3 protein-coding genes are annotated in these 5059 nt (G+C 51.4%); 2 read left to right on the plus strand and 1 reads right to left on the minus strand.

Annotated elements, in window-relative coordinates; genetic code table 11:
* Positions 1-523 precede the first annotated feature (523 nt).
* A complete protein-coding gene (gene znuD, locus HMPREF2959_RS10180) occupies positions 524-2800 on the minus strand; it encodes a TonB-dependent zinc receptor ZnuD (protein ID WP_002238498.1) in 2277 nt (758 codons plus the stop codon).
* A gap of 421 nt (positions 2801-3221) precedes the next feature.
* Here znuD and HMPREF2959_RS10185 point away from each other — a divergent pair, with 421 nt between their 5' ends.
* Both HMPREF2959_RS10185 and trpD read left to right on the plus strand, forming a co-directional pair.
* Positions 3222-3812, plus strand: a complete 591-nt coding sequence (locus tag HMPREF2959_RS10185; protein ID WP_002213729.1) for an aminodeoxychorismate/anthranilate synthase component II — start codon at positions 3222-3224, stop codon at positions 3810-3812.
* Between the two features lie 63 nt (positions 3813-3875).
* Positions 3876-4934, plus strand: a complete 1059-nt coding sequence (gene trpD, locus HMPREF2959_RS10190; protein WP_002221103.1) for an anthranilate phosphoribosyltransferase — start codon at positions 3876-3878, stop codon at positions 4932-4934.
* Positions 4935-5059: the final 125 nt, after the last annotated feature.

The raw sequence follows: 5059 nt of genomic DNA on the forward strand, positions 1-5059 counted from the left end.
CGAACGAATTGGATTCCCGCCTGCGCGGGAATGATGGCACATTAGTTACCTAAAACTTAAAAAAAACAGAAACCTTTCCGCGTCATTCCCACGAAAGTGGGAATCTAGAACCCAAATGCTAAGGCGATTTATCGGAAACGGCTGAAACCGAACGAATTGGATTCCCGCCTGCGCGGGAATGACGACTTATTAGTTACCTAAAACTTAAAAAACAGAAACCTTTACGCCGTCATTCCCACGAAAGTGGGAATCTAGAACCCAAATGCTAAGGCGATTTATCGGAAACGGCTGAAACCGAATGAATTGGATTCTCGCCTGCGCGGGAATGATGGGTTTCTGCTTTTGATTTTTCTGCTTTTGCGAGAATGACGGCGTGAAAGCAAGAATGATGAAACAAAGAAAATGGGAATGATGGCATAGTGGTTTGTTCTTTGTCTTTGCCATATTTCCTAACAAATTGATTAAAAAGAAAAAAGGTTTTCAGAATGCCGTCTGAAAACCTTTTTTGTTTGCCTGTCCGATTTTAAAACTTCACGTTTACGCCGCCGGTAAAGCTGCGACCCATTTGCGGCGTATCAGAGAGGAAGCTGCTGTGGGCGTAAACGGATTGGTTGAGCAGGTTGTCGGCTTTGACGTACCAATTCCACTCGCCATAGCGCGTATTGCGGCGGTAGTTTGCGCCGAGGTTGAGCATATGGTGTCCGGGCGTGCGCGTTTCGTAGCGGGCGAGTTTGTTTTGGGCAAACACGCGGTAGTAGTCCAAATTGGCATCGATGCGGTCGGTCAGCGAGGCTTTCAGGTGGAAGCCGAGGCGCGCAGCCGGAACGCGAGGGGCGTTTTGGTCGTCCTGCGCGATGAAAGGACGGTTGCCGTAGGCATCTTCCCTGCCGGGTAGGGACGGCAGGTTTTTCAGACGGCCTCGTACATAGTCGCCGGAAACGCCGATGCGGTAGCGCGGTGTCGGTTTGAAGTAGATTTCGCCTTCCGCGCCGTAGAAGTCCGCACCGGATTGGTTGTAGCGCACGAGCTTCATTTCGCTGTCGTCTTCGATGGATTTGGGGCCGCGTCCGTCGTTTAAGGTTTGGGCGTAAATGTAGTTGCCGAAGCGGTTGCGGTAGAGTGCCAGATTGTATTGCCAGCGGTCGCCTTCGTAGCCCAGCGCGAGTTCGATATTGTTGGAACGCTCTTTGTTGAGGTGTTTGTTGCCGACTTCAAAGGTGTTGGTGGCGACGTGTTTGCCGTGTGCGTACAGCTCTTGCGTTGACGGCAGGCGTTCCTGATGGGAGGCGGTCAGGCTGAGTTTGTGTTGTGGCGTGAAATACCAGTTGCCCGAAAGTGCGAATGAGCGGGCGGTTTGGCGGTGCGCGCCGAGGTCGGGCAGGGGATGGTTGTAGTAGTTTTCCCGATCAATCAATGCTTTGTCGTAGCGGATGGAGGCTTTTTGTTTTTCCACGCGTACGCCGCCTTCAAGCGTGAAGTTGTCCCAGTTTGCCTGTTCTACACCGAAAAAGCTGTAATGTTGCACTTTATTGTCAAGCAGCATCGGTTGTTTGACCGCTTCGGATGTGGCAGATAAAGCACTGGATTTTTGTTGTAAATATTGCACGCCCCAGCTGCCTTTCAGACGGCCTATGGGTTGGTGGCGCAACTCGATACGGGCGTTTTGCGTTTGGTTGTTAAAAAAGTTTTCTACTGCATCGCCTGCTTTTTCGTCGTGGCGGTAGTCGTTGCGGTTCAGGTGTACGCGCAGGGCTTCAAAACCGGGGAACGGTTGCTTCCATTCGGCGCGGAGTTCGTAGCGTTTGTTGCGCAGGTCTATCCAAGGTTTGCCGTTGTGGGCATGGGCGTGTGCATCATCGTCGTCGTGAAAGCCGCAGCTCAAGCCCGGATTGTCGTAATCGATGTCTTCTTCGGTCAACAGGTGCGGATAAAGCTGCAAATAGCGTTTGTTAATCAAACTCTTTTGCCAGATGATGTCGGCGTGGCAATCATCGTATTCGTGGCTGTGGGCAGGCAGACCATATTGGTCGCGACGGTCGCTGTATGCTGCGCCGATAAAGCCTTTTTCGCCAACCCAAGACAGCCCGATGCTGCCCGTTTGCGAATCGGCGTGGCTGTCGGGCAGGCGTTTCAGATTGCGGTAACGCGGTACGGCGTAATCGCCCGATTTGCGGTACAAGCCTTCCGTGTGCAATACAAAGTTTTTGCCCAAACCGATATTGATGCCGCCGGACGTGAGTTTTTCCAGATTGCCGCTGCTCAAACGCAATCCGAGTTCGCCCGATACGCCGTTTTCAGGCATTTTTTCGGGGATTTTGCCGTCGGCAACATCGACCAAACCGGCTACATTGCCTGAGCTGTACAAGAGCGTAACCGGACCGCGCAGGATTTCAACCTGTTGCGACAAGGCGGTATCTACCATAATGGCGTGATCGGGCGAAAAATCCGCCATATCGCCTGTTTCGCCGTGATGGTTCAAAACCTTAATCCGCCTGCCTGTTTGACCGCGAATAACGGGAGCGGACGCGCCGCCGCCGTATTGCGAAGCGTGGATGCCAGGTACGCCGTCTAAAGCATCGCCCAAGTTGACAGCTTTTTGGTGCAAGGTATCGCCGGAGATGATTTTGTCGGAGGCGGTAGAAGTGTGCAGCAGCCCCGAAGTCGCGCGCGGACGGCTTTTGCCGACGACGCTGACCGTTTCCAAATCCACCGACCGATCGGTTTCATGCGCTTGGGCGAGGAGGGGTGTGTTGATTAAAAGAATTGATAAAACAATAGGTTTGAGTGTGGTTTGTGCCATTTTGGCTTCCCGTCGTATTTCAAAAGTTTGTTATTATATAACATTACATTTTTTATATCATAAGATTTTGAGAACACTCAGAGGGCATAGGCAAAAGTTTTTCAAATGAAACGGTTGCGGCATCGGGCGGTGTCCATTTGTATCCGCCGTCATTCGGGGGCGCGGTTGATGTTGACGCAGATTCCGCTATGTTTGCCCACTATGTTCGGTTGCGGGATAACCAAAATTTATGAGTGCATAAAAACGGTACGTTCCCGAACGGTCGAAAAGGTGGCAAAATGGCGTACTTGTCAGAACGCGAGGCTCTGCGCTAGGTTCACGAGGGCGCATCGGGCACGCTAAGATATAAGAGGGTATGGATGGGGGTATCGGAAATGCAGTTAATAACAAACAAATTATAAATCAATAGGTTAATCACAAAATGCTTTTGTTTATCGACAATTACGACAGTTTTACTTACAACATCGTCCAGTATTTCGCTGAATTGGGGCAGGAAGTCGCCGTGCGCCGCAACGATGATATTACGTTGGAAGAAATCGAGGCATTGAATCCGCAATATCTCGTTATCGGACCCGGTCCGTGTTCGCCCAAAGAAGCGGGGATTTCCGTGGCGGCGATGCGCCATTTTGCCGGCCGGCTGCCGATTATGGGCGTGTGCCTCGGGCATCAGACGATAGGCGAGGCGTTCGGCGGCAGGATAGTCCGCGCCAAAACGCTGATGCACGGTAAGGTGTCGCCCGTGTCCCATTCGGGCAAGGGTATGTTTAAAGGTTTGCCCAATCCGGTTACCTGTACGCGTTATCACAGCCTCGTTATCGATCGGAATACGATGCCCGAATGTTTGGAAGTAACGGCTTGGACTGAGGACGGCGAGATTATGGGTGTGCGCCATAAGGAATATGCTGTTGAGGGGGTACAATTCCACCCTGAAGCTCTGCTGACCGAACACGGACATGATATGTTGAACAATTTTTTAATCGAATTTCAAAACTTCAAACCGCAAAAAATCTGACGCGATGCCGTCTGAAGCCCTTCAGACGGCATTTTCGTCCGAATATTGAACGGAGGACAAAAAATGATTACACCGCAACAGGCTATTGAACGATTAATCAGCAATAATGAGTTGTTTTACGATGAAATGACCGACTTGATGCGCCAAATGATGAGCGGAAAAGTGCCGCCCGAACAAATTGCGGCGATTTTGACAGGATTGCGTATCAAGGTTGAAACCGTTTCCGAAATTACCGCAGCTGCAGCCGTCATGCGCGAGTTTGCGACAAAAGTGCCGCTGGAGAATGCAGAGGGGCTGGTCGATATCGTCGGTACGGGCGGGGATGGCGCGAAAACCTTCAATATTTCGACGACTTCGATGTTTGTTGCCGCAGCGGCAGGCGCGAAGGTTGCCAAACACGGAGGCCGGTCGGTCTCTTCCTCCAGCGGTGCGGCTGACGTGGTGGAGCAGATGGGCGCAAACCTCAACCTGACTCCCGAACAGGTTGCCCAAAGTATCAGGCAGACCGGCATCGGGTTTATGTTCGCGCCCAATCACCACAGTGCCATGCGCCATGTCGCCCCTGTACGCCGTTCGCTCGGTTTCCGAAGTATTTTCAACATATTGGGTCCGTTAACGAATCCTGCGGGCGCGCCGAACCAGCTTTTGGGCGTGTTCCACACCGATTTGTGTGGCATTTTGTCGCGGGTCTTGCAACAACTTGGTTCAAAACACGTTTTGGTTGTTTGCGGGGAGGGCGGTTTGGATGAAATTACACTGACGGGCAAAACACGCGTTGCCGAGCTCAAAGACGGAAAAATCAGCGAATACGACATCCGCCCAGAAGATTTCGGTATCGAAACCCGCCGCAATTTGGATGAAATCAAAGTTGCCAATACTCAGGAATCTTTGTTGAAAATGAATGAGGTGCTGGAAGGAAGAGAAGGGGCTGCGCGCGATATCGTATTGCTCAACACCGCCGCCGCCCTGTATGCCGGAAATGTCGCTGCTTCGCTTTCAGACGGCATATCTGCCGCACGGGAAGCCATCGATTCAGGCAGGGCCAAATCGAAAAAAGAGGAGTTTGTCGGTTTTCAACCACAACAAAGATGCCATTTTCTTGGAAAGATGGAGCTTGGGTGATGCCGCCATGATTATGGAACTTTTGTGGCAAAACATAAGCACTTCACGAAGAGAACTTACCAAACTGTTTTTATATAAAAACTTGGGGCTGTACTAGGGCGTGTCCCTAATTTGAATAAGCCCAA

Origin of the sequence: Neisseria sp. HMSC070F02, from assembly GCF_001814225.1 — a bacterium.
In the GTDB taxonomy this organism is placed as follows: domain Bacteria; phylum Pseudomonadota; class Gammaproteobacteria; order Burkholderiales; family Neisseriaceae; genus Neisseria; species Neisseria meningitidis.